Below are 23,973 nucleotides of genomic sequence, written 5' to 3' on the forward strand. Positions count from 1 at the left end.
ATGACAGCATTTAGTAATTTAATCGATAGAATCCGGGACAATAAACAAAATAGCGGCCATGTTTTTTTTAATAAAGCAAAAGCCAAAAATTTTGTTACGACCCTGTACGAAGTTCTTTTTCTTCCTGGAAAAGAAGAGATAAAAGATCAGTTGGAAGAAAATTTTGCCAGATTATATGGCGAACTGTTTTGCCTGATCAACAGCATAACCGGTGATGAGGAAATTGCAGAAGTACAGACGGATAGCTTTTTTGATGCACTCCCGGGAATTTATGATCACCTCATCAAGGATGCCCGTTCTATACTTGAGTTTGATCCCGCTGCGGATTCTCCTGAAGAAATACTTCTTGCTTATCCAGGATATTTTGCTACGTATGTCTACAGAATCTCTCATCAGTTATGGAAACAGGAAGTAAGAATTTTACCGCGTTTCATTTCTGAATATGCCCACAGCAAAACAGGGATCGACATCCATCCTGGAGCGGTGATCGGGGAACATTTTTTTATTGATCACGGAACAGGAATCGTGATCGGGGAAACAGCCATCATTGGAAACCATGTGAAGATCTATCAGGGGGTAACCTTGGGAGCTTTGAATGTTTCGAAGGAAAAAGCCAACCAAAAAAGACATCCGAATATTGAAGACCATGTTATTATATATTCCGGAGCGACTATCCTCGGCGGAAATACAACAATAGGCAGGGAAAGCATTATCGGTGGAAACGTATGGATCACTCAAAGCGTTCCGTCTAATTCCCTGGTGTATAATAAAGGGGAAATAAGAATAAAAGATAACAACACATTACCGGAGTCGCTGAACTTCGTCATATAAAAAGAGAAAAATAAAAATTGTATTGGTATGAAATTTCAGAACGCATTAGAAACGATTGGAAATACGCCAGTCGTAAAGATTAATAAACTTTTTAATTCAGATCATGAAGTCTGGATCAAACTGGAAAAAAGCAATCCCGGTGGAAGTATCAAAGACAGAATTGCATTAGCAATGATCGAAGATGCAGAAGCAAAAGGATTATTAAATAAAGATACTACCATTATAGAGCCAACCAGTGGCAATACAGGAATAGGACTTGCGCTTGTTGCTGCAGTTAAAGGATATAAACTTATTCTCGTAATGCCCGAGAGCATGAGTATAGAACGCCGCAAGATTATGGAAACCTACGGTGCTGAGTTCGTGCTCACTCCAAGGGAAAAAGGAATGAAAGGTGCTATTGAAAAGGCTAACGAACTGGCAGAGGAAATCCAGAACTCATGGATTCCGAAACAATTCGATAACCCTGCCAACGTAAAAGTACATACCGAAACTACGGCACAGGAAATTATAAAGGACTTTCCCGACGGACTGGATTATGTAATCACAGGAGTGGGTACAGGAGGACATATCACTGGAATTGCTAAAGTTTTAAAAGAAACCTTTCCCAATATCAGGGTAATTGCTGTAGAACCAGAGCTGTCTCCCGTATTGAGCGGCGGAAGTCCCGCACCTCATCCTTTGCAGGGACTGGGAGCAGGATTTGTTCCTTCCATATTGGATATAACACTTCTGGATGGCGTCATTACTGTAGGTAAGGAAGAGGCATTTGAATATACACTGAAAGCAGCAAAACAGGAAGGACTTTTTGTAGGAATTTCAACAGGTGCTGCATTGGCAGCGATTGCAAAACATCTCCCTGAAATACAACCCGGAGCAAAAATTCTTACCGTAAATTATGATACCGGAGAAAGGTATCTTTCGATTGAAGGACTCTTCTAAATCCTTTAACTAAAAACCGATTTTAAATGAATACAAGTATCAAAGCACCCAAGGTATATCTTATCGGTGCAGGACCCGGCAACCCTGATCTGATCACTGTAAAAGCAGTAAAAATTATTGCTGAAGCAGATGTTATTATGTGTGACCGACTTGTAAGTCCTGAAATTTTAGAGACTTATGTCAGTAAAAACGCAGAAATAATATATGTAGGTAAAGAATGCAGTAAAAATGCTTCTACCCCTCAATCGGTCATTAATTCTCTAATGGTAGATTATGCTCGCCAGAACAAAACCGTCGTACGGCTTAAAGGAGGAGATGTATCTGTATTTTCTAATATCCTGGATGAACTCCAGACTTTAAGAGAAAATCATATTCCATATGAAATCATCCCTGGTATCACTGCAGCTTTAGGAGCAGCAGCCTATGCAGGCATGCCTTTAACAGCCAGAGGATACGCCACATCAGTCCGTTTCTTAACCTATTATAAATCTGAAATTCTTACTGATGAATACTGGAAGGAACTGGCCGGGACCGACGACACTCTTGTCTTTTATATGTCCAAAGGTAATCTTGCCGGTCTGGTTGAGAAGTTCATCAGGCTGAACATTTCGGATGAGAAAAAAATAGCTGTCGTTGAGCAGGCCACAACACCTTATCAAAAGGTATATACTTCTTCTTTTGATGACTTTAAAAATAATTTTAAAGGTAAAACATTTGCCTCACCGTCACTGGTGATTATCGGCAAGATCGTGAATCTGCATGAAGAGTTCTCGTGGCTGGAAAATGCAGCAGAAGAAGGTCTCTATTTTAAATCGGTTGAAAATGGAAGCCTAATACAAAAAACTCAAAACTTTTTCGAATATGCTGTCTGAAACAAAATTAAATGTCCTTAAACAAATATCCGGGGAGTTCTCCAGGGACGAAACCATATGGGCAAGCGGATATTTAGCCGGTCTTGCAGGAACTCCTTTGACGGCTACGCTACCACCTATCCATACAGACCAGCCAGATCCCATCACTACAAGGAAAATAACCCTGGCATACGGTACGGAAACGGGAAACAGTAAAAAGCTGGCAACAGGACTTGCAGGGATTATCAAGAAAAAAGGAATTCAGGTCAAATTAGCCGATCTCTCCCAATATAAGCCTAAAGACCTTGGTAAAGAAGATTATTTCTTTGTGATCATCAGTACGCAAGGAGAAGGAGATCCACCTGTTCTGGCAAAAAAATTCTATGATTATATCCATGAAAATGAAATCAATCTCAGCAATCTTAAGTTCGGGGTTCTGGCATTGGGAGACAGCAGTTATCCTTTATTCTGTAAAACAGGAGAAGACGTGGATTACCGTTTTGAGCTATTGGGAGCAAAACGTATTGTTCCTTTAAAAAAAATGTGATATTGATTATGAAAGCGAAGCCGGAACCTGGATAGAACATGTTTTTGAAGCTGTACAAAAAGCATCAGAAGGAAGCTTAAAAAAATGCTTCAGCTCCAAAACAACCTTCCGGCCGAAGAAAATATAAGGGAAAAATATCTGCAATCATCAACCTCAACGATATCACTTCAGAAAAAGAAACCTATCATATTGAGATTGAAACCGAAGAAACCCTTAGTTATCAACCGGGTGCAGCTTTAGGGATTATGCCTTTTAATTCACAGGAAGCAGTGGACGAGATCATCCGGCTTACCGGAATCAATTCCCAAAAGCAGATACAAACTACAAAGCTTACAGCCAGCGTGCAGGAGCTTTTACATAAACACCTTAATATAAGTTATTTATTAAAGTCTGTCGTTGCACAATATGCCAAGATCACAGGTCATTCAATTCCGGATGTCCGTTTAGGTCTTTTGGATCTTCTAAGGATCTATCCGGTAAAGGGACCTGATGAGTTTGAGCAGGTTATTAAAATACTGACAGGCCAATCCCCACGTCTGTATTCTGTTTCTTCTTCACTGGAAGCGCATGGTGATACTGAAATTCATATTACGGTAGCGAAATCAGAATTTTTCATTGATGACCAGAAGCAAAATGGTTTATGCAGTGGTTATTTAAGTCAATTTAAGGAAGGCGAAGAGCTTGAATTTTATATCCAGGACGCGGGACACTTCAAACTGCCTGAACCGGAAAAAGATATCATTATGATAGGGCCCGGCACCGGGATTGCGCCTTTCAGGTCGTTTCTTTGGGAACGGGATGCCACGGGAGCGGAAGGAAGAAACTGGTTATTTTTCGGGGACAGAAATTTCATTTCAGATTTCCTTTACCAATCGGAACTGATCGATTTCCTGAAAACAGGAACATTAACGCATCTGGATACCGCATTCTCAAGGGATACTGTTGAAAAAATTTATGTCCAGCATAAGCTGAAACAAAAAGCACAGGAGGTATTTTACTGGCTGGAAGGGGGAGCATCCGTCTACGTTTGCGGAACCAAAGACCCGATGAGCCGTGATGTAGAAGAAACTCTTCTGGATATCATACAGGATGAAGGACGACGTAGCAGAACCGAAGCAGTAAGCTATCTCGAGGAAATGGAACTTAGTGGCAGGTACGCGAAAGATGTTTATTAAAATCTGCCGGAAATAATCACCAATTAAAAGAAAATAATAATGAGCAATAAAGATAACCTTTCGCCGGTAGAAAGGATAAAAACCGGAAGCAACGGACTCAGAGGTACGTTAAAGGAAAGTCTTGCGGATGATTTCACAGGATCTATAAGAGAAGATGACCAGACACTTATCAAATTCCATGGAATGTACCAGCAGGATGACAGGGACAGAAGGGAAGAACGCGTAAGCAAGAAGCTGGAGTGGTTGTATTCATATATGATCAGACTGAGACTACCCGGTGGATTTTTAACCCCGGAACAATGGATCGGATTGAATGGCATTGCCGAAGATCACTCTACAGGCACAATAAAAATTACAACAAGACAAACCATTCAGCTGCACGGCATTTTAAAATCACATTTAAAACCCACGATCCAGAATTTCAATATACAGCATCTCGATTCCATTGCAGCCTGCGGGGACGTGAACAGAAATGTAACCTGTACTGCGAATCCTTCGGAGTCTCCATTGCATCAGGAAGCTTATGAATTAGCCGGTAAAATCAGTGAAATGTGTCTTCCTAAAACCAAGTCCTATTATGATATCTGGATCGATGATGAATTAATAGTCGACAGGAAAGTTGAAGAAGATCCTCTGTACCAGGACAGATATCTTCCAAGAAAACTGAAAATTGGAATTGCTATTCCACCTAATAATGATGTGGATGTATTTATCAATGATATTGCACTCATCGCTATCATTGAAAACAATAAAATCTCCGGCTACAATATTGCAGCAGGAGGAGGCTTGGGTGCAACACATGGAAATGAGGCCACCTATGCACGTTTGGCTTCAGTATTAGGATTTGTGGATACCGAAGAGAAAGTATTAAAGGCGGTATATGAAATCATCACCGTACAGCGTGACTTCGGAAACAGAAGTGACAGAAAACTTTCCAGGCTAAAATATACAATCGATACAATGGGAATCGAAGGATACAGAGCGGAGGTTGAAAAAAGAACAGGCTTTGCCTTCGAACCCGCCAGGGAATTTAAGTTTGAACAAAGAAAAGACCGTTACGGCTGGACACAAAACCATGAAGGAAATTGGTTCTACACCGCATTTGTTGAACATGGAAGAGTTCTCAACACGGATAATTACCCGTTAAAATCAGGTTTATTAAAAATTGCAGAAACCGGCAAGGTTAATTTCCGCTTTACTTGTAACCAAAACCTTATTCTTGCGGATATTAAAGAAGCTGATAAACCTGAAATTGAACGTCTCCTGAAAGAATATGGTATTTCTGGGTATACAACCGGAGCCAGCGCATTGCGCAAAAACTCCGTAGCATGTGTAGCCTTAAATACCTGTTCCCTGGCTTTAGCAGAAGCACAGCGTTATCTGCCTTCCCTGGTAACCAAAATAGAGCCCGTACTCGAAAAATATGGCCTTTTGGAGGAAGATATCACGATCAGGATGACAGGTTGCCCGAATGGTTGCGGAAGATCACCTAATGCAGAGATCGGTTTTGTGGGTACTGCTTATGGTAAATACAACCTTCACATTGGGGGAGACCGCTTAGGAACCCGTCTTAACACGAAATTCAAAGAGAATATCGGCGAAGAAGAAATCATTGAAACGCTTGATGAGCTTTTTGGAATTTACAAACAAGATAAACTAGAAGAAGAAACTTTCGGTGATTTCTCCTATCGTTATTTACAAAACTTAAATTGAAAATATGACACAACCATTTTATCGTCAGAAACAAACTAAAAAACAAAACCATTCTATTTTAGGTAAACGAATGTGTATGTGTTGTTGATTTTAAATCAATGATAGCATTAACTGTTTAAATTATTTAAATCGCAAGCCACAAAGACTTTAATGTTGCTTGTTTTAAAACATATCTGAATCCTCCCTTATTAAAAGTTTAAACAGGCTCATTCACATAACCTAAAAAATGAAAAAATGAAAAACAATAAGCAGGGATATTTTCTGCAGAGATCAGCTGTATTTCTATTGATCTTCTTATTTTGTACTCTTGCAGAAGCGCAGCAGCAGCTCGTAGAGTTAAGCGGAACGATAAAAAATACCGATACCCGGAAAGGGATCAGTACCGTAAAGGTGCAGGTTGAACACACTGAGGATACTTCATTAACAGATCAACAGGGTAATTTTAAAATACGTACAAGGGTAAAAGTACCTTTCAGGCTGATCATCAGCAAAGAAGGTTTTCTCACCCAAACGTTGGAAATATTATCCCTATCCAATAAAATTGCGGTGGAACTTAATCCGCAGAATGCCATCATTGATGAAGTGGTCATCTCTGCATCAAGAGTTCCGGAAAAAGTTTTAAAATCACCAATAGCTATTGAAAAGATTGATATCCGGGCGATCAGGGAAAGCCCTGCTGCATCTTTTTATGAAACCCTTGAAAATGTAAAAGGGTTACAACTATTAACGTCCAGCCTTACTTTAAAAATTCCTAACTCAAGGGGATTTAATTCTCCCAATAATTTCCGGTTTATGCAGCTGGTAGATGGGGTAGATGTACAATCTGCCACATTGGGTGTTCCTTTAGGAAATGCAATCGGACCTACAGAGCTGGATATACAGTCTATGGAGGTTACACCCGGTGCAGCGTCTGCGCTCTACGGAATGAATGCCATCAACGGACTGGCAAGCCTTCAGACAAAAGATCCTTTTACCTCCGAAGGGCTCAGCGTTTATTTCCGGGGCGGCGTGAATCATGTAGACAACGTTAATCATAAAATAAGTTCTCTGGGGGAGAGTGCAATACGGTTTGCAAAAGTTTTAAATAAAAATCTGGCGGTAAAAGTTAATGCCTCTTATTTCAGCGGAGTCGATTGGATCTCGAATAATCAAACCGATCAGAACGCCAATCCATTGATTACGGCCAATCCCAATTTTTCATTGGCTAATAACCCTGCAGAGGATCTCTGGAACAAATACGGAGATGAAAGAAACAACCGGGTTGCCGTAAAAGTAGATTATAATGGCAAACCTACCACATTCAATGTATCGAGAACAGGGTATCTTGAAAAAGACCTTGTAAGTCCTGAAGTAAAGAACATTAAATTTGATGCGGGATTATATTACCGTTTTGGAGACCAATGGAAGACTTCATATGTATACCGGTACGGATTGCTGGACGGAACCTTCCAGAGGGGAAATAAAATCCGCCTCCAAAATGCGACAGTGCAGAATCACAAAGTTGAACTGACTGGTAAGGAGCTTACATTCAGAGCGTATGTCTCTATAGAAAATACAGGAGATTCCTATAATCTGAAACCATTAGCGGATAATCTTGATCTTACGAATCTTTCTAACAGCAACTGGAGAAATGTATTTCAGACGGCTTTGCAGAACAGTATTAATGCCGGTGTAAGCCTTAATGAAGCTTTTATTCTTGCCAGAAGGGAAGCCGATAAAAACAGAGTAGTCCCGGGAACCCCGGCTTTTGAACAATTAAAAAATACAATTATTGGGATTAATAACTGGGATTCGGCCAATGGAGGAGTGGCAGGAGCACCTGCAACCGGAGGAGCAAAACTGGAGCAAAAATCGCGTTTTTATCAAGGGGAGCTAACCTATGATTTCAGCAGATTTGTAAAAATATTCAATCTCCTTGCGGGTATCGATTACCGTCTTTACAGCATTACTTCCGATGGAAACAATTTTGTAGATTTTAACAGGCCGGTTAAAGAAAGAAACATCCCTTTAACCGACGGAACATTTGGTAAGGATGTTATCTATCAGAAATATGGGATTTTCGCCCAGGTTACCAAGCTTTTCTTTGACGATAAATTAAAACTTAATGCCGCCTTAAGGGTGGACAGAAATCCTGAATTTGAAGCTAAAGTGAATCCGAGGATAAGTATTGTCTATTCTCCTGTAAACCAGCACAACTTCAGAGCATCATTTCAGAACGGATACCGGTTTCCTTCATTATTTGAAGCATTGTCTTTCGTCAACAACGGAAATGTAAGAAGGGTCGGAGGACTTTCAAAGGTCAACGAAGGACTCGGATATCTCGAAAATTCTTACACATTAGCATCAATTGATAAGTTTACTTCTGCTGTGAATGCGGATGTAGACGGAGGGAAAACCCTTAACCAGGCGGCCCTGGACAATAAGAATCTTTTAGCCGTCGCCAATCTTCAAAAGTTACAACCTGAAAAGATCAATTCATTTGAGGTAGGATACAAATCGGTTTTCTTTAATAGTAAACTGGTTCTGGACTGGGATTTTTATTATAATATCTACGAAGGTTTTCTGGGACAGGTAGAAGTGGCCGTACCTAAAAACGGTCAGGTGGGAAGCAATAATGCATTGCTAGATATGACCGACCGAAGCAAGCAGGATCGTTATCGGGTATATACCAACAGCAACAGTACTTATAAAAGTTACGGGACCTCTCTCGGAATCAGATATAATATTATTAAAAACTACAATATCAATGCTAACGTTTCTTACAATGATCTGGCTTCGAACAATGCATCCGATTTGTTCATTACTTCATTCAACACCCCAAAATGGATGGTAAATGTAAGTATAGGAAACAGGGAGATCATTAAAAATATCGGATTTACAGTCGTAGCAAGATGGCAGAATCAGTTTTTATGGGAAAGTCCTTTGGCCTCGGGGAATATTCCGGCATATTACACCATAGATGCACAGGCAACATGGAAGCTTCCTGAGATCCATGCCAATGTAAAGGTTGGAGCTACCAACCTTTTTAACAGGCGTTATTTTCAATATGCAGCCGGGCCTGAAATAGGCGGATTGTATTATCTGGCTTTTACCTATGATTTAAAACTATAATTAAATGAGCAATTCCTTATATCCCATATTTTTAAAGCTGGAGCAGCTGTCACTCCTCATTATCGGTGGTGGCAGGGTTGCCCTTGAAAAGCTGGAATCGGTACTGGGTAATTCCCCTGAAACTTCAATTAAATTGGTAGCCAAGGAAATTATTCCGGAAGTAAAAGCTTTACAAGCCCGGTTCCCTAAAATACAGATACATGAAAGACCTTATAATGAGAATGATTTTAATAATGCAGATCTTGCGATTATTGCCGTAAATGACCTTGAGCTGGCCGGTCAGATCAGGGAAAAGGCACGGAATCATGATCTCTTGGTGAATATTGCGGATAAACCGGATTTGTGCGATTTTTATCTAGGATCCATTGTCAGGAAAGGAAGTCTGAAAATTGCTATTTCAACCAACGGAAAATCGCCAACCATTGCCAAAAGATTAAGGGAAACATTTACCGAAATCATTCCTGATGAAATGGATATGGTACTGGACAATATGCAGGATATTCGTAACCAGCTAAAGGGAGATTTTAATTATAAAGTAAAAGAACTGAACCGGGTAACGACAGAATATCTTGCTGATGGAAAAAAAAAGCTTTTCGAATTCAGATCTGGAAATCGAAAAGCTGATCCACATTACCAAAATAGCCCAGAGAAGAGCAAACATATATCTCGCTGTCATCGGAGTTTTACTTCTTTTAGGCGTATTAGGAATTATTATTTATCAGTTTAACCTTTCGGATGACATTCAGGTGTTCCTTAATAAGGACGGCCATATTTTTTACTGGATGCTTCTTACCGGTTTTCTGGCAGAAATTGTAGCAGGATCAATGGGTATGGGGTACGGAGTAATATGCACCACTATACTTTTGTTGCTCAATGTTCCGCCACCCGTAGTAAGCGCAAGCATTCATTCTGCAGAATCATTTACTACTGCAGCCGGAAGTTTCAGCCACTATAAACTGGGAAATGTCAATAAAAAACTGGTTTGGGTTCTGTTTCCGCTGGCCATTGCCGGCTCTGTGATCGGTGCATTAACCTTATCCCATTACGGCGAATATTATGCGCATATCGTAAAGCCTATTATCGCTTGTTATACTTTGTATTTGGGACTGAATATTCTTAGGAATGCTTTCAAGGAAAAAACAAAAGATCGTATAAAAACAAAAAAAAAGAACCAACCTTAGGCTTCTTGGATTGGTTGGGGGCTTTATAGATTCATTCGCCGGAGGCGGTTGGGGGCCGTTGGTTACAGGAACCCTGATCAAAGAAGGAAGAATTCCGCGTTATGTTGTAGGAAGCTCTACTGTTGCTAAGTTTCTTCTAACCCTTACCAGTGCTGTTACTTTTATTTTTACCATTGGTATCCATCATTGGAATATCGTGCTTGGACTTTTACTGGGTGGTGTTTTTACTGCCCCTTTTTCAGCAATGCTTACTTCCAGGCTTCCTACAAAGAAAATGTTTGTGGTTGTAGGAATAGTGGTTATTGCAATGAGCCTTACCACAATTATCAAATCAATAATCTAGCAACCAGGATTTTACCTATACAGAAAAAGCTCCCTCACGGGAGCTTTTTTGCTAATAATATAGATGTAATGATTACTTCCTATAAAAATCATTCCGTCCACAGATGTCCGGCAGCATACGTTTTTGCTTTTCCGGCAATGATCACCCGATCACCCTGATCCTCACAATATAACTTTCCTAATCTTTCGGAAAGCTGCATTGCAAAAAGATCTTTTTTCCCCAATCTGTCAGACCAGAAAGGAATTAATGAGCAATGAGCCGAGCCTGTTACAGGATCTTCAAGAATACTTGCCTGCGAAGTAAAATATCTTGAAACAAAATCGCTGTGGTCACCTTTTGCAGTTACAATCACGCCACCTGGGTCCAGATTGATCTGATCAAAGATTTGCCTGTCGATTTTGATGTTTCTGATATCATCTTCATTATCATATACCAGAACATAATCCCTGGATTTAAATACCTCTTTAGGCTGTATATTCAATGATTTTGAAATCAAATCCGGTAAAGAGGACGGGGAAGGCATTCTCGAAGGAAAATCAAGATAATATAGCCCATCCCTGTAGGTAACTTTTAAATCGCCACTTTTTGTTTCAAAGATAATTTCATTCCTGTTATAGTTTAAAACTGAAATCAGACAATGGGCCGTTGCCAGTGTTGCATGTCCGCATAAATCCATTTCAATTTCAGGGGTAAACCAGCGAAGATGTATTCTTGAACCGAGGTCTATAAAAAATGCTGTTTCGGCAACCGCGTTTTCCATAGCAATCTTAAGAAGAGTTTCATCCGGAAGCCATTCTTTTAATGGTACAACACATGCCGGATTTCCTCTGAAAAGCTCATCTGTAAATGCATCTATCTGATATAATTCTAATTTCATAATTACGGATATAAACTTGTTTCCTGCAAAATTAAAAATTTCTTTTCATCTTGGTATTCCAACAGGGGCAATATCTTTCAGATGGACCTTCAGGTATATTTACGCATTTATTTTTTTCGAAGATCAATCCCAAATCCCACACATCCCCGGAATAAGAACAGGGTAAGAAAAAGTAAATAAAGGGTTTGAGGCAGGTAAAGAAAATAACTCAGCCAGGTAAACGCATCCATTTCATAAACTCCAGTTTCCGGCTTAATCGGAATAAGCTCTTTAGGAATTGAATTCAGATCATGTGTCAATAAGGCTACCAGAATTATGATGATCAGAACAACAGAACTTATTCTCGTCCAGAAACCCAACATTAAAAATAAGCCAAATACACACTCGCAAAAAGCTGTAAAATGAGCAGTGAACGCCGGAAAGGGAAAGCCTATACTGCTGATGGTATTGAACATATATCCCTGGAAAATAGGGTGGAATAATTTATTAAACCCTGCGATAAAAAAGAACAGCCCTATCAGGATTCTACAGATAATATAAATGGTATTGCTGTTTTTTTCAAAGTTTGATATGGTTGTTTTCATTATATTTTTTAATTCATTTTAATTAAACATTATTGAAGGCACAGAAATCCCGGCCTTGCATTTTATTGAAATCCAGATCACAGATTATGAAGGAATAAAGCAATGTGCATATATTCCGGCATATAGATCCTGGATAGTATTATTGTAAGCAATAATAAGGTTCTGTCATTGTTGGATAAGACCAAAGACAATCAGAAATTAAGCTGTTATTTTTGGGGGAATCCAAATCGAATAAAAAAAAGAAGAGTAGGATGGATCATCATATAAAAAGAACCGGTTTTTTACATCCTTTTCAAATCTACCGAATGTAAAAGATGAAAATGGTGCAGTAAACAATGATGAAAAACCTGAACAATAATTGCCATTACATTTAATAGGCGTTGTATTGTTTTCTTTGAGAATAACTTTATCACATTCTTTATGGGAAGTTTCCTTGATGTGAAAAAAGACAGTGGTCGGAGCTGTAAAAGAATTTGTACCAGACTGAATGATCAACAAATGGGTAAGCATCAAAAATATACTCAATACCTTTATATAATGCCATAAACCGATTTGTTTCACCATAAGCACTTCCTTACACCAGACAAAGGTAATAAAATATTTACGGGTGAAATTCCTTACATCCATTCACTACAGATGTGATATTTATCAATTATTATAACTGTTTTTTATTTAATAGTTTTGCACAAAGAAAAATCACACCAAAATATTAGACACCATGAAAAGATGCATCCTGTCGATACTATGTTTTTTATCAAGCTATATTCTTTCGGCACAAAATGCCGACAATTCCCTTCAGGGATATTACAAAGCAAGCAGTGACGATACACTTTACAGCAGTTTTAACTTCGATGGAAACGGAAAAGTTTCGATAGGTGATATGGATTATGGAGATTATTTTACAAGAAATGACAGTTTAATTATTTATCCTGATAAAAGCATTTTCATCTTTAAAATTAAAAAAGGAAAACTGCTCGGGATTTCTAATTGGGTTGAAAAAGGCGTCTGGGTTCAGAAAAAAGACAGCTCCGAAGTCAATAACAGAAAGAGTCCTCTGGAGGCTCAAAACAAAGCCCGGCTTTTAGCAGAATACTATGATAAGACAAAAAGTCCTTCAGGTTCAGATCTGGATTTTGAAGCCCTGTTTTCAGGAAAAACCGATGAAGTGAATGAAGAACTTTGTAATAAAGGATTAGCAAAGGCCTGCATGAATCTTTTTGGGCTCAAAATGATGAAGTATACTCCCGGGCTTTTGACCAAACCGGAGAAAATCGCCTCAAAAAAAAATACAACCTCATCCTGAATTAATTGCCCTGTCAAAGAAAATAATAAACATGGGAGAGCCTGAAGGGTATACGGTTCTGGGAAGCTATTATTATACATTAGGATTAAAAGAAAAAGCTTTTAAAACCTGGGATGAGGGAGAAAAGAACGGAAGCTTAAAATCCGGAACGACAAAAGCCCTGATTGTATTCCAGGAAGAACTGGAAAAAGAGGCCGCAAAAGAATAATCAGTTAAAAGTCTGCCGGAATTCAAGTGGAGAAAGCGAAGTCCTGTTCTTAAACAAACGGTGAAAAGACTGCGAATGCTCAAAACCAAGATGATAGGCAATTTCCGAAACCGACATTGAAGTGGTAGACAACAATTCTTTAGCTTTTGCAATCAGCCGGTTCTGGATATGCTGCTGTGTTGTTTGTCCCGTATGGACACGCAACATATCGCTGAGATAATTAGGACTGATATGCAATTCGTTTGCTATAAATTGTACGGACGGAATTCCATTGATGATGAGGCTGTCATTTTTAAACTGCTCATCAAGCAGTGTTTCCAATTGCGTCAAGAGATCATTATTTACTTTCTTTCTGGTTAAAAACTGACGGTTATAAAAACGATCACAGTATTTCAAAAGCAGGTCAATATTGGAGATCAGTAAATCCTGGGTAAAAACATCCATATTATTTTCCGTTTCCCTCCGTATATTGGCGATAATTTCCGTAACAGAATTTTCTTCTTTTTCGGAAAGGTGTAAAGCCTCATTGGCAGAATAGGAAAAATAGCCGTAATCCTTTATGGAAGAAGCAATAGGATAGCCCTGCAAAAAATCCGGGTGAATCACCAATACACTTCCTTTAACGTCAGAAAGCAGAATATCTTCAAACTGCACCACCTGATGGGGAGCAATAAAGTACATGATTCCATCTTCAAAATCATAATATTGCTGACCGTATTTGAATCTTCCCGCACAATCACTTTTAATCGCAATAACGTAAAATTCCGTTGTAATAGCACTCAGAATGGTATCCGGAGACACAGACACTTCATTAAAATCAAAAACACTGATCAATGGATTCGTAGGTTTTTTAAGCTTCAGATAATGATGCATTGCTGTAATAGAAGATACTTTTTCAGGAGTTTTCATCGTTTGTTGTTTTATAAGTTACCGTGTATTTTACTGCTCTTTTTTTATCTGTTCTATGCCTTTTCGATATGGGGTTACTTCAAAATCCGGGAATCTGTTTCTGAATTTTGAATCATCAAAAAGGTTATCATATTCATATCTGGGAAGAAGTTCCTGCAGTTCTTTTGCTTTCTCATTAAACAGGGCTCCAATCCTGAAAGCAAATTTAGGAATTGTAAAATATCTGAATTCCTGTCCATAAATTTCCGAAGCTAAAGCAATGAATTCTTTATAAGTCAGCCGATGATCATCAACAGGTAAGTGCCAGGTTTGACCATAGGCATCGGGTGTATTACCAATCAAAGCGGTAGCTCTGCTCGCATCGGGTGTCCAGATTAAGCTTCTTAACTTATCATCTCTTAAAGGAACCTTTAGTTTTTTTCCCTCTTTAATAGCATCGAAAATAAAAGCGTTGGTAATGCTCTGTGTTTTTCCGGGGCCATAGAATTCCGGAGCTCTGCAGATGACAATATCCATAGTTCCGGCTGCCATCTCTTTTAAAAGCATTTCTGCCATTTTCTTCCTTACTCTTCCTTTTCTACCCACAGGAGCAAACGGTGTTTCTTCCGTAAGAACGTTACCATTTTGAGGATACATGTAGGTATTATCAAAAAATACAAGCCTGGTTCCGTTTACTTTACAAGCCTCAATTATATTTTTTGTAATAAGGAGAAACTGTTTTTCCCAAAGATCCGAGTCCATCGGAAGCCCTAGTGTGAAATAAGCAATTTCACTTCCTTTCACCGCCTCAACCGCATTTTCTTTAACAGAGAGGTCCGCTGAAAAGACGGTATCCGTGTCATTTACTTTTTTTGCATTTCTGCTTACAATTCTGATATCGGAAGTGAAATTCCGTTTCAGCTCCCTTGCCAGTTCTTCGCCAATCTGGCCATTAGCACCTAATATTGTTTGCATAATTATGGGTATTTATTTCTGACTTATATTCCTGTGCAAAATTCGGGCATAATCTGAATGAAATTGTATCCCGATCACCTGAATTTGTAACATAATCTCTGTTCTTGCCCTACACACATTTCAATCACAGGTGTTGATCATTCTAACGTAATTACAAATCCCAATTCCATTCCTAACCTTATTTATTCTAAGAAAAAATACCGGAAATTCCTGTACTAATCCGCATTCTTGAACGTTGTGAAGGAGGTGTATTTATGCTAAACTTGTATATTTGCCCAACAATCAAATTCATTCGAGACAAAGAGAATATTAATGATGCCAAATGATGCTTCCCATAAGCTTATCCCAATGACCGATTTTGTCATTGAGTATTATTCAAACGAAGGATACGCCGATCTTCAGACATTAAATCTGATGAAAAATTATGCTAACTTTCTGAGGCATCCCTTAACGCTTGCCCTGTTTGTTCCTGTAGATCCAAATGGGAATGTCTTGAAGGAACCTAAAAACTATTCTTCCTGGAAATCGCTTAAGCACAATGAAGTTCTTTCCGATGATACTCCTGCTGTAAGCGGATTTGAAGAATACAATGTCTATAAGAAAGCCGAACAAAACTGCTTTTTTGAAGGCTTTAAAGTGGCCTACAATGGGTATTCGGTCGTACGCATTACAGCATCCTATGATGAATCGATAGAATTATCTTTCAATAAAAATGACTCAAAATTTCAAACGTTTACGGATATTGAATCCCTTACTGTTTTTGATGAGATCTATCTGAGCCCTACGGCATTAAAAATGATTGGCATCAAAAGGAAATAATAGGGCAGAGGTCACTGTTGGCAAATATCAGGAAACGGTTACTCCAAAAAGATGTCCTATCAGTGCCGTTATCCCCATCGCAGCAGTTCCCCAGAAACAAATCCTTAACACAGCAATTCCGATTTTTGAACCTCCTGTTTTTGCAGAAACAGCTCCCAAAATCATCAGAAAAATAATGGAAAATCCATATTGAAAATAAACCATCTGATCAATAGGAGCTAAAAGAGATACAAGAAAGGGAAGCATGGCGCCCACAGCAAATGATGCCAACGAAGCAATGGCAGCCTGCAATGGCCTGGCCTGGCTGATCTCATTAATTCCTAATTCATCCCGGGCATGGGCTTCCAGGGCATTGTGCTCACTTAATTCAACGGCAACTTGCATTGCTGTTTCCTTACTCACACCTCTTTCTTCGTATATTTTGGCAAGTTCTTTAAGTTCCATTTCCGGCATTTCTTCCAACTCCCTTTTCTCACGCAGAAGATCAGCTTTCTCGGTATCCTCCTGTGAACTCACCGATACGTATTCACCTGCAGCCATGGACAAGGCACCGGCGATCATCCCGGCTAATGCAGCCAGAATGATCGTGTTACGCTGTGATTCTGCAGCGGCAACTCCTATAACAATGCTTGTTGTAGATAATAAACCGTCATTGGCTCCCAAAACGGCTGCCCGCAGCCAACCAACCCTGTTTACATAATGTTTTTCTTGTTGATGATGCATACACGAATGAATAAATGGTTATTCTCATCTTAAATATAAGGAAATAATACCGTATTCTACTTTTGTAAAAGTAAAAAGACAATGCTAAACGCCATTTCAACAATTTATCATTTCGAAAAAAATATTTATAATCTCTAATCAACAGTACATGCACCTCCTGGGGTCAAACATTTGTTTAGAAATTTATTGTTTTACAGGAGCGAGCTGTAACAATAATACAACATTAAAATAACGCAACGCTACAACCAGGATCTATAAATAAATATTCATTCCGGAAAAAAAGCCCCCTAATATCCGTTAAAATGCATTCAGAAAGGGTGTTTTTACAAAAACGATATCCATACTAAACACCCGATATATTAATCGAATATTAAATTATAAGAATATTTAATTATTTTTTTCAAAAAAAATTTGTCATATTATAATTTTTCATATCTTAGTGATGTATTAATCATAAAAAATTATATCATGAAAAATTTAAAAAAAATTAGACAGAGAGCAATTGAAAACTATTTCAGGAGATGGATTCCTTGATCCAATCTTAGGATTAGTAGGTGGTGTATTAGGAGGTGTTGGAACTATCGTTGGCGGTACTATCGGTGCTGTTGGTGGTGCAGTTGGAGGAACTGTTGTTCAAGTGATCAAAAATCTTGAAAACGGACTTTGCCAGGTGCAGTGCGGAATCAACAACGTAGTACACATTACTGTTGTTAGCTGTGGAGCAAACACTTGCAACTAATAAAAAATTAAAGACTAATAACCGCTCCGAAAAGGGCGGTTTTTTTATGCTCAGAAATAAGCAATACAAATCTTGGTCACATTAATCAGCGGGTATAGAACCGGAGATTTACGGACAAACTTTTATTTTAAAAATGGATAGGTAAAAAACAGAATATGAATGATATTCAATAAAAAATGACTCAATATATTCACCAGTATATTGTTTGATCTCTGGTAAATTAAACCATACATAATCCCGGCTATTGCAGCATACAGAACATACAATATTCCACCCGCCCAATGCAACGCTCCAAAGCTTAATCCGGCAATAACAACAGCAATTATCTGACTGTTTTTAATATTCAGCAAAGACAAATGCCTTTGAAAGAAACCTCTGAACAAAACCTCTTCGGCCATGACGACAAACAGCACGTTATTCAAGGCCCATACAAAGAAATACTGATGAAATTTAATATCAATTCTTACAAAACTAAATAATAGTGTGAGTCCCATCAGCAAAAGAATGGTCATCAAAATCAGGGACCAGCTTTTCTTCAAAGCGGACCTGAAACCAGCTCCAGGCGGTACTACAAATAACAACAGGGTAAGTCCTGCCAACGTTTTATCTATATTAAAGTACATTGTGAAAGGGACACCGTCTTTTGAAACCTGTATTTTGTCGAAAATGAGCACATTATTAAACCCCGGCAACAGATGCTGAAAAATAATAATCGAAATAGCTAGAATTACCAGTGCCAAAGTATGATATAAAAACCTGTTGTATTTCAGGTTCTTTTCCAGCACAGTATACAGATAGACCAAAGCTGCAAACAACGTTATAATTAAAAATCCTGTAACAGATATAAGCTGAGTGAAGAGGCTCATCATCAAAACAGAAAATAATACTCCTGTTTTGACGAATTCTTTTCTTTCCATATGGTTGATGATACTTTAATTAAACTAATAACTGCTTGGTTTCTGAAAGTAAAAATAATAATAAAAAAGTCAATTAAGAATTTTCTGTTGGAACTGAATAAAAAAGCTCCTGCAAAATGCAGGAGCGATAACTATTGAGAGCTTTTTTTTTGATTTATTTATTTTTTAACCAGTTTCAAACTTCCGGTTTTACCGGTACTGGATCTCCATTGAACAATATAAGTACCGCTCAAATGATTTTGAATATCAATAGGAAGCTTTTGTAAACCGGCTTCTAAATCCTTAGAATAAGCATTTATTGTTTTACCATTAATATCTGCTATGTTTATTGAAACTGTTTCCTTACCTGCAGCCGTATAATACAATTCGCTAAGTCCTATGCTTGGATTTGGAGCTATTAGTGGTGTATTTTGAGGGTTTGCTGTTTTTGAAACCGGTATACCACCTCCCGGAATGCATAGATTACATTCAAAACGGGTAATTCTCATGAGATATTTATTGGTAGCAATACAGGTAATCGCAACACCGTATCCGAATTGACCGGTATAGTAGGTCACAGGAGGAATTATAGTCTCATCTCCAACATGGGTTCCAAGCTCATAATATCCGCTTTGTAAGGATGGAGTACTAAAAGTTACATTAACATAGGTGACAGGGGCCGGGCTCCCGGGAAGAAGGTAGATCACAGGAAAATTATAATCCTTTGAGGAAACAACATCTGGAAGAAAAGTATTTGTTCTTATATTAGAACCAATTTTTATATCCAGGGTAACGTTTGTATGGGCGTGCCCTGGTACGGTTTCACCTATAAAATTGTCATCCCTGGTAAAAGTAATGTTATAGGTATCTCTTACAGGAGCAATTATCTGCGCAATTATCTGACTTTGAAAGAAAGACATAAAGGATAAAAATAGAATTAGTTTTTTCATGCAATTAAATTTAGGTTAGTAAAATATTTTTAATAAAATTGAGATTTAAATAGGGTACAGCCAACAAACAACTAGCAACTGAGCAAACTGGTCTAGTATCTGTCTTGTTTTCCGTAGTAATCGTCTATAACATACTATTAAAAGAAACTCCGATAATGCTCATATTAAAAATGATATGACCATTATCATATCATTCTTCAGTCCGAGCTTTTCAACAAAGTATTTTGAGCTTTCCTGCAAAGTTAAACTCTGATTTCCCCCATAACTTTGTCCATGCAAATAATGATACAAGCATGAAAAAGAAAGACCCAACTGTTTTAGGACCAAGATTAATATTAAATGATTATAAGGGAGCTGATGTAGAAGGAGAAGCTTTTGTAACCGACCATATCTTCAGCTATATCCTGCAGGGAAAACATGAGGTATGGCTTGGCAACAAAAAATATTCATTTCAACAGGGAGATTTCAGATTCTTCAGAAGGAATCAGCTGGCTAAATACGTTAAAAATACCGGTACTGAGGGCTTTAAATCAATTGCTATCCATATTGACCAAACCACTTTAAAGGAAATGAGTCATCAATATGGGTGGATAGCAGATGAAATGAATTTGTCAGGAGAAGTGCTTTTGATCAGTCCCGACAATCTTCTCAAAGGATTTACAGAATCTCTGATTCCCTATCTGCAGGAGCCTGAAATTGATCATCATATTCTAATGTTAAAAACCCGGGAGCTGATCATGTTACTGATCAAAAACAATCCACAGTTTAAGAATATCCTTTTTGATTTCAGAGAGCCGGGTAAAATTAATCTCGAGGCATTTATGAACAGCCATTACAGATATAATATCAGTATTGAACGTTTTGCTTTTCTTACAGGGAGAAGTCTGGCCGGATTCAAAAGAGATTTCGAGAAACTTTTTCTGACGAGCCCCCGCAGGTGGCTCGTCAGAAAAAGACTGGAAGATGCTCAATATCAGATAGAGGAAAAAGGATACAGGCCTTCTGATATATACCTGGATCTGGGATTCGAAGATCTTTCTCATTTTTCATATGCTTATAAAAAAGCATTTGGGTACGCTCCCAATAAAAAATAATATCAATAAAAACCAATACAATAATAATGGATATACAATTAAAAGGAAAAAGAGCATTAATTACAGGTTCAAGCTCCGGCCTCGGCGAAGCTATTGCAAAAATGCTAGCAAGTGAAGGTGCTATGGTAATTATCCATGGCCGTGATAAAAGCCGTGCCGAGAACGTTGCAAAAGCAATAATCGATAAAGGAGGGTCTGCAGAAATTGCTATAGGGGATCTTTCAACTGATGAAGGAGCAGATCAGGTAGCCGCCGAAGCACTCCAGTCTGGAAAGATAGATATCCTGATTAATAATGCAGGTGCAACTTCCCATAAGTCCTGGGGTGAAGCGACAGCCGATGACTGGCTGGATATTTACAATACAAATGTAGTTTCATATGTACGGATGATTCAACGTATTGTGCCACAGATGAAAAATCTGGGTTGGGGAAGGGTAGTCCATATCGGAGGAGGCCTTGGCATACAACCGATTAAAGAGCAGCCCCATTACAACGCAACCCTGGCAGCCCGTCATAATATGTCTGTTTCGCTTGCCAGAACACTAAAAGATACGGGCATCACATCAAATGTGGTGTCGCCGGGTGCCATTATCAATCCAATGGTGGAAGACTGGCTCAAAAATGCAGCCCCTAAATTTAATTGGGGAACAGATATGGAGGAGATCAAGTACAAAGCTGTCCAGGAGCTTATCCCGAATGACACAGGAAGATTTGGTGAACCCGAAGAGATTGCAGGAGCTGTAGTATACCTTTGTAGTCGTTTTGCCGACTACATCAGTGGTTCTGTTCTTCGGGTAGACGGCGGTACAATACGTTGCCTGTAAATAATAAAATCCGGCAGACCCGAGTGATCTGCCGGATCAGTAGAATTCATTTGATGCATAATACATCGGTTCTTTTAGACATTTACAGAAAATTATTGAAATAAAAAGGAGACCTTCTGGTCTCCTTTTCTTTATATTTAAAAGCTAACTACCAGTAATTTGCATTTCAAAAAGTCAAATAAACCCCGGATAGCCCTTAGATCAAAAATGTTTTTTACGTAAAACATTTTTATAGAAAAAATGAATATTTTTAAATAAATTAGAGCTTTCCACGATACAAGATTTAACCCTTCAATCATGAGCCTGAATTTTAAAAAAAAATACGCTGAAAAAAATACTAATTCCGCTTTTAATAATAGCTTTTTTATTTTTAGTTGGTGCCCTTTATCAAAAGAAGGCGCGGTATAATTTAGTCACCATTTCAGAAAACAAGGTGTACAATTCAGGAGTTATTCCTCCTGACAAATTACCGGAGGTATTAAAGAGTCACAATATAAAAACGGTTATTGACCTACGGGATGGCTTGCAGCAAACGGAACTCAATCCGGAAACAAAGAAACAGGTAAATGCGGAAGAAAATGCCGTAGATAAGCTTTCAGGTATTCACTATTTCAATTTGCCCACCGATCAGATTCCCCAGGACAGCACGGTAAAAAAGTTTTTATCTATTATGGATAACCCTAAAAATTATCCTGTTTTGATCCATTGTCATCATGGTGTTGGGCGTTCCCGTTTATTCAGCTCACTATACAGAATTGAATATGAAAATTTCACCAACGAAGAGGCGAGAGCAAATGCCCGTTTCCTTTGGGAGTTCGGTAGTAATTTCTCTAAAAATTCGGACAAAGGAACTTATCTGTTGAATTACAAGAAAAGAACATCAGGCAAAAAACTGGATTCTTTATAAGAGATAAAATAATATATCCAACAAACTGAATAAAAATTAAATATAATGAAGTACTACCATGTAGATGTTTTCTCAAAAAAGAAATTTTCTGGAAACGGATTGACCATTTTTGAGATTAATGAGGAATTTGATAAAAAGAGCATGCATATTCTAACGCAGGAAATGAAGCAATTTGAAAGTATCTTTTATTATAAAATCAATCCGAACACTTTCAGAGCATACATATTTACAGTTGAAGAAGAGCTGGATTTTGCAGGACACCCCATAATCGGCTTGTCTGCAATGCTTCACGATCTTTATTCCCCGGAAAAGGAGAGAAACAGCTGGACTATTGAGCTTAATGAAAAGCCGGTTGTTGTGGAAACAACAAAAAAACCCAACTATTATTCAGCAAGAATGAATCAGGGAATTCCGGAATTTAAAACGGTATTAAGAAAAGAACAAGAAAATGAATTTTTAAGCTATTTAAATCTGAGCATGGAGGACAAATTCGGAGAATTTCCATTTCAGGTGGTTTCTACAGGTTTACCTTACTTAATAGTTCCTGTAAAAGCCAGTGCATTAGGCAAATCAAAAATTATAATTCCTGATTTAGAAGTTAAGCTTAATGAAATTGGTGCCAAATTCATATTTGTTCTGGATGTTATCGGGAAGCAGGGGAGAACCTGGGATAATCAGGGTTGGGTAGAAGATGTTGCCACAGGAAGCTCAGCTGGTCCTGTAGGTGCCTACTTAGTTGGGAATAAAATTGCAGAAATAAATAGCGAAATCATTATTGAGCAAGGGCATTTTTTGGGAAGACCAAGCCAGATTAAAGTTATAGTCACCGGTGAAAATGAACAAATGGATCATATTTTTGTAGAAGGGGATGTCTGTAAAATAGCACAAGGAGAAGTATTCATCTAACTAAGAGCAAATGTGCTCCTGATATATATTTAAATAAAATTGAAAATCAGGCTTACATAAAGTCTTTAGTAAGAATTAAAACAAATCGGCTCTGCCAACTTACAGATAAATTTGACAAGGCATTTGACAACACTTCGTTATAGGGAATTATATGAAAGAGATAATATATAAATTAAACAAAGAAATAGAAATTGAAAAAATAATAGCCCTATTATTTGATTCTGATTATTTGCCACTTGAAGATATGAATGATAAAATTCGTTTACAAAAAATGTTCACTAATGCAAATCTGATAGTTTCTGCTTGGGATAACACAAAACTTGTTGGAATTGCTCGTTCTTTGTGCGACTTTAGTTATTGTTGCTATCTTTCAGATCTTTGCGTTGACTTACAATATCGAAATCTGAATATTGGAAAAAAATTAATTGAACTCACAAAAGAAAGTGCAGGCAATGAATGCAAACTAATTTTGCATTCAAATGCAAATGCATTTAAATTTTATGAAAAAATTGGAATGAAAAATATTTCTGAAGCATTTATAATTCAAAGAAATTATTAAGTATGCTTATTATAAAAAGATACATAAATT

26 protein-coding genes are annotated in these 23,973 nt (G+C 38.1%); 19 read left to right on the forward strand and 7 right to left on the reverse strand.

Annotation, left to right across the window (positions count from 1 at the left end):
* The 10 genes from epsC to ACJ5H0_RS03510 all read left to right on the forward strand — a co-directional run bounded on the left by epsC (window position 1) and on the right by ACJ5H0_RS03510 (window position 10,691).
* Complete coding sequence (gene epsC / locus ACJ5H0_RS03465; protein WP_411247238.1) at window positions 1–831, forward strand: serine O-acetyltransferase EpsC; 831 nt, start codon at window positions 1–3, stop codon at window positions 829–831.
* A 27-nt stretch (window positions 832–858) separates the two neighbouring features.
* A complete protein-coding gene (cysK, locus tag ACJ5H0_RS03470) occupies window positions 859–1,770 on the forward strand; it encodes a cysteine synthase A (RefSeq protein ID WP_345988207.1) in 912 nt (303 codons plus the stop codon).
* 26 nt (window positions 1,771–1,796) lie between these two features.
* A complete protein-coding gene (gene cobA / locus ACJ5H0_RS03475) occupies window positions 1,797–2,642 on the forward strand; it encodes a uroporphyrinogen-III C-methyltransferase (protein ID WP_411247242.1) in 846 nt (281 codons plus the stop codon).
* Complete coding sequence (locus tag ACJ5H0_RS03480) at window positions 2,632–3,168, forward strand: flavodoxin domain-containing protein (RefSeq protein ID WP_411247244.1); 537 nt, start codon at window positions 2,632–2,634, stop codon at window positions 3,166–3,168. Before cobA ends, ACJ5H0_RS03480 begins: the two co-directional genes overlap by 11 nt.
* A gap of 161 nt (window positions 3,169–3,329) precedes the next feature.
* Window positions 3,330–4,343: a diflavin oxidoreductase gene (locus tag ACJ5H0_RS03485; protein WP_411248057.1), complete on the forward strand. Its 1,014-nt coding sequence runs from the start codon at window positions 3,330–3,332 to the stop codon at window positions 4,341–4,343.
* A gap of 39 nt (window positions 4,344–4,382) precedes the next feature.
* Window positions 4,383–6,056 carry an NADPH-dependent assimilatory sulfite reductase hemoprotein subunit gene (locus ACJ5H0_RS03490; protein ID WP_411247246.1) on the forward strand — a complete coding sequence of 558 codons (1,674 nt, stop codon included), beginning with the start codon at window positions 4,383–4,385 and terminating at the stop codon, window positions 6,054–6,056.
* Window positions 6,057–6,290: 234 nt separating this feature from the next.
* Window positions 6,291–9,167, forward strand: a complete 2,877-nt coding sequence (locus ACJ5H0_RS03495) for a TonB-dependent receptor (protein WP_411247249.1) — start codon at window positions 6,291–6,293, stop codon at window positions 9,165–9,167.
* A gap of 4 nt (window positions 9,168–9,171) precedes the next feature.
* Window positions 9,172–9,894, forward strand: a complete 723-nt coding sequence (locus ACJ5H0_RS03500) for a precorrin-2 dehydrogenase/sirohydrochlorin ferrochelatase family protein (protein ID WP_411247252.1) — start codon at window positions 9,172–9,174, stop codon at window positions 9,892–9,894.
* 19 nt (window positions 9,895–9,913) lie between these two features.
* Window positions 9,914–10,348 carry a sulfite exporter TauE/SafE family protein gene (locus ACJ5H0_RS03505; protein ID WP_411247255.1) on the forward strand — a complete coding sequence of 145 codons (435 nt, stop codon included), beginning with the start codon at window positions 9,914–9,916 and terminating at the stop codon, window positions 10,346–10,348.
* A gap of 10 nt (window positions 10,349–10,358) precedes the next feature.
* Window positions 10,359–10,691 (forward strand): TSUP family transporter, encoded by a 333-nt coding sequence (locus tag ACJ5H0_RS03510; protein WP_411247258.1) that lies wholly within the window; start codon window positions 10,359–10,361, stop codon window positions 10,689–10,691.
* 88 nt (window positions 10,692–10,779) lie between these two features.
* Here ACJ5H0_RS03510 and ACJ5H0_RS03515 read toward each other — a convergent pair whose 3' ends face one another.
* Entirely contained in the window at window positions 10,780–11,568 is a 789-nt protein-coding gene (locus tag ACJ5H0_RS03515; RefSeq protein WP_411247261.1) for a PhzF family phenazine biosynthesis protein, read from the reverse strand.
* A 107-nt stretch (window positions 11,569–11,675) separates the two neighbouring features.
* A complete protein-coding gene (locus ACJ5H0_RS03520; protein WP_411247263.1) occupies window positions 11,676–12,152 on the reverse strand; it encodes a DoxX family protein in 477 nt (158 codons plus the stop codon).
* Between the two features lie 718 nt (window positions 12,153–12,870).
* Between ACJ5H0_RS03520 and ACJ5H0_RS03525 the strand changes: the two genes are divergently transcribed.
* On the forward strand, window positions 12,871–13,455 hold the full coding sequence (locus tag ACJ5H0_RS03525) for a hypothetical protein (RefSeq protein ID WP_411247266.1): 585 nt from the start codon (window positions 12,871–12,873) through the stop codon (window positions 13,453–13,455).
* Between the two features lie 31 nt (window positions 13,456–13,486).
* Window positions 13,487–13,663 carry a hypothetical protein gene (locus ACJ5H0_RS03530; protein ID WP_411247269.1) on the forward strand — a complete coding sequence of 59 codons (177 nt, stop codon included), beginning with the start codon at window positions 13,487–13,489 and terminating at the stop codon, window positions 13,661–13,663.
* Here ACJ5H0_RS03530 and ACJ5H0_RS03535 read toward each other — a convergent pair whose 3' ends face one another.
* Both ACJ5H0_RS03535 and ACJ5H0_RS03540 read right to left on the reverse strand, forming a co-directional pair.
* Window positions 13,664–14,572, reverse strand: coding sequence for a helix-turn-helix domain-containing protein (locus ACJ5H0_RS03535; RefSeq protein ID WP_411247272.1), 909 nt, complete (start codon window positions 14,570–14,572; stop codon window positions 13,664–13,666).
* 30 nt (window positions 14,573–14,602) lie between these two features.
* The gene (locus ACJ5H0_RS03540) at window positions 14,603–15,526 is read right to left on the reverse strand and encodes an NAD-dependent epimerase/dehydratase family protein (RefSeq protein ID WP_411247276.1); all 924 of its coding nucleotides are present in this window, start codon (window positions 15,524–15,526) and stop codon (window positions 14,603–14,605) included.
* 312 nt (window positions 15,527–15,838) lie between these two features.
* Between ACJ5H0_RS03540 and ACJ5H0_RS03545 the strand changes: the two genes are divergently transcribed.
* Window positions 15,839–16,345, forward strand: a complete 507-nt coding sequence (locus ACJ5H0_RS03545; protein WP_411247279.1) for a hypothetical protein — start codon at window positions 15,839–15,841, stop codon at window positions 16,343–16,345.
* A gap of 27 nt (window positions 16,346–16,372) precedes the next feature.
* Here the strand turns inward: ACJ5H0_RS03545 and ACJ5H0_RS03550 are convergent, their stop codons facing one another.
* Complete coding sequence (locus ACJ5H0_RS03550) at window positions 16,373–17,068, reverse strand: VIT1/CCC1 transporter family protein (protein WP_411247281.1); 696 nt, start codon at window positions 17,066–17,068, stop codon at window positions 16,373–16,375.
* Between the two features lie 502 nt (window positions 17,069–17,570).
* Here ACJ5H0_RS03550 and ACJ5H0_RS03555 point away from each other — a divergent pair.
* The gene (locus ACJ5H0_RS03555; protein WP_172282450.1) at window positions 17,571–17,807 is read left to right on the forward strand and encodes a hypothetical protein; all 237 of its coding nucleotides are present in this window, start codon (window positions 17,571–17,573) and stop codon (window positions 17,805–17,807) included.
* 122 nt (window positions 17,808–17,929) lie between these two features.
* Here the strand turns inward: ACJ5H0_RS03555 and ACJ5H0_RS03560 are convergent, their stop codons facing one another.
* Together ACJ5H0_RS03560 and ACJ5H0_RS03565 are read right to left on the reverse strand one after the other, a co-directional pair.
* Complete coding sequence (locus ACJ5H0_RS03560) at window positions 17,930–18,724, reverse strand: CPBP family intramembrane glutamic endopeptidase (protein WP_411247285.1); 795 nt, start codon at window positions 18,722–18,724, stop codon at window positions 17,930–17,932.
* 158 nt (window positions 18,725–18,882) lie between these two features.
* Window positions 18,883–19,653: a T9SS type A sorting domain-containing protein gene (locus tag ACJ5H0_RS03565; protein WP_411247288.1), complete on the reverse strand. Its 771-nt coding sequence runs from the start codon at window positions 19,651–19,653 to the stop codon at window positions 18,883–18,885.
* Window positions 19,654–19,946: 293 nt separating this feature from the next.
* On the opposite strand from ACJ5H0_RS03565, the gene ACJ5H0_RS03570 reads away from it, so the two are divergent.
* From ACJ5H0_RS03570 to ACJ5H0_RS03590, 5 genes are all read left to right on the forward strand, one after another.
* Complete coding sequence (locus ACJ5H0_RS03570) at window positions 19,947–20,747, forward strand: helix-turn-helix domain-containing protein (protein ID WP_411247290.1); 801 nt, start codon at window positions 19,947–19,949, stop codon at window positions 20,745–20,747.
* A gap of 26 nt (window positions 20,748–20,773) precedes the next feature.
* On the forward strand, window positions 20,774–21,571 hold the full coding sequence (locus ACJ5H0_RS03575) for an SDR family NAD(P)-dependent oxidoreductase (protein ID WP_411247294.1): 798 nt from the start codon (window positions 20,774–20,776) through the stop codon (window positions 21,569–21,571).
* 433 nt (window positions 21,572–22,004) lie between these two features.
* Window positions 22,005–22,478 carry a dual specificity protein phosphatase family protein gene (locus ACJ5H0_RS03580; protein WP_411247296.1) on the forward strand — a complete coding sequence of 158 codons (474 nt, stop codon included), beginning with the start codon at window positions 22,005–22,007 and terminating at the stop codon, window positions 22,476–22,478.
* A 45-nt stretch (window positions 22,479–22,523) separates the two neighbouring features.
* Window positions 22,524–23,384, forward strand: a complete 861-nt coding sequence (locus tag ACJ5H0_RS03585) for a PhzF family phenazine biosynthesis protein (RefSeq protein WP_411247300.1) — start codon at window positions 22,524–22,526, stop codon at window positions 23,382–23,384.
* Window positions 23,385–23,535: 151 nt separating this feature from the next.
* Window positions 23,536–23,943: a GNAT family N-acetyltransferase gene (locus tag ACJ5H0_RS03590; protein ID WP_411247303.1), complete on the forward strand. Its 408-nt coding sequence runs from the start codon at window positions 23,536–23,538 to the stop codon at window positions 23,941–23,943.
* Window positions 23,944–23,973: the final 30 nt, after the last annotated feature.

Source organism: Chryseobacterium proteolyticum (assembly GCF_046591535.1).
Classification (GTDB): Bacteria; Bacteroidota; Bacteroidia; order Flavobacteriales; family Weeksellaceae; genus Chryseobacterium; species Chryseobacterium proteolyticum.